This is a genomic window from Microcoleus sp. D3_18_C4 (assembly GCF_036702355.1).
Classification (GTDB): Bacteria; Cyanobacteriota; Cyanobacteriia; order Cyanobacteriales; family Microcoleaceae; genus Microcoleus.
In genome coordinates, this window is the sequence record NZ_JAUBTF010000163.1 from 1 (window position 1) to 1,195 (window position 1,195).

Annotated in this window: 1 protein-coding gene and 1 pseudogene; one reads left to right on the forward strand and one right to left on the reverse strand. The window is 47.9% G+C overall.

Annotation, left to right across the window (positions count from 1 at the left end):
• A pseudogene (locus tag QUA90_RS30350) lies at positions 1–215 on the reverse strand (integrase); the annotation flags it as partial.
• Between the two features lie 168 nt (positions 216–383).
• Between QUA90_RS30350 and QUA90_RS30355 the strand changes: the two are divergent.
• Complete coding sequence (locus QUA90_RS30355) at positions 384–944, forward strand: hypothetical protein (protein ID WP_333448791.1); 561 nt, start codon at positions 384–386, stop codon at positions 942–944.
• Positions 945–1,195: the final 251 nt, after the last annotated feature.

The following is a 1,195-nucleotide window of genomic DNA, read 5'->3' on the forward strand; positions in this document are numbered from 1 at the left end:
TGCTTGTAGCGCAAGGCTGCCCAATTCAACGTCATCCGATCGCACTCCGAGCCCGCCAGCAACTTCGCCATGATGTCAAGTCCTGCCGCCATCGTTGCCTTCGAGCGATCGCTCCCCAAACTGTCTAGGTACACCGCAGCGGGATGAAGCGCCAGCGGCACCGGTGACGCCAGCTTCAAGGTTTGTGGCTCTTGCTCTCCGAGTAAGTTGAGCATTTACTCTTTATAAGTGTCGTTATAAATACTAATTTAGACGAATTTAGACTTGCCTTGATCCAAAATTTACATCTCAAAAGAGTCGCCCGAAGCTGCACCTGGAGGTTGATTCTCCCCCAAGGCAGAGGCTATTAACAAGCAATATTGTTACAATTCTTCATCTAGCGGGTGCATCTTCAAACCCGCAGTGAGGAGATTAGCCGCCTGAGCACAGATCGCAACGAAGAGGAATCGGTTAGGCAAGAATTGAAACAACCTCAAGAAGAAGTCAAGCAAACTCAAGAGCAACTAGCAACTGCCAACCAGGAATTAGACGCCACCAACCAGAAACTCGCAGCAGCCGAACAGCAATTAGCAGATGTTGCTGGCGATCAGGAGGAAGTGAAAAAACTCAAGACACAGGTTGAGACGCTTACCGCCGATCGAGCGGGCGATCGAGAGCAATTCGCGGCAGAACTCGATCGCACGCGGGAAGAACTCGAAACAGAACGCGCCGATCGCCAACAAGTCCAGGCACAACTCGCTAGCAAGTACGAAGAACTCGATCGCACGCAGGAAGAATTTGATCGCAAATGCGAAGAACTCGAAAAACTTAAACGGAATCCAACACCAGCGATCGAGCTTGCGGAGCCAGCGGACTTGCTCAATCAATTAAAAGCCTTGCACCCAAAATCGAAGGCTACTTTAGGTGATGTTAAGGTGCTGATGGAGATAATTGAAGAGTCCTGAGACGACACATCCACGGACATTAGGAATCGATACCCCGATTAATATCGGGGTTTTGGCGTTGCTGATTTAGGGTATGAAGGGCTAAATATGCAAGTCAGAGAAACCAGTATCCACAAAACTTCGGGATTTTAAAGTTATTTTTTTCATACCCTGATTAAGCAACGCCAAATTTGGGGCGTTGCTGAGTTAGAGTATGAATAGGAGGAATAATTTATGCAATGCCCAGAATGTAAATTAACCCATATCTGTAA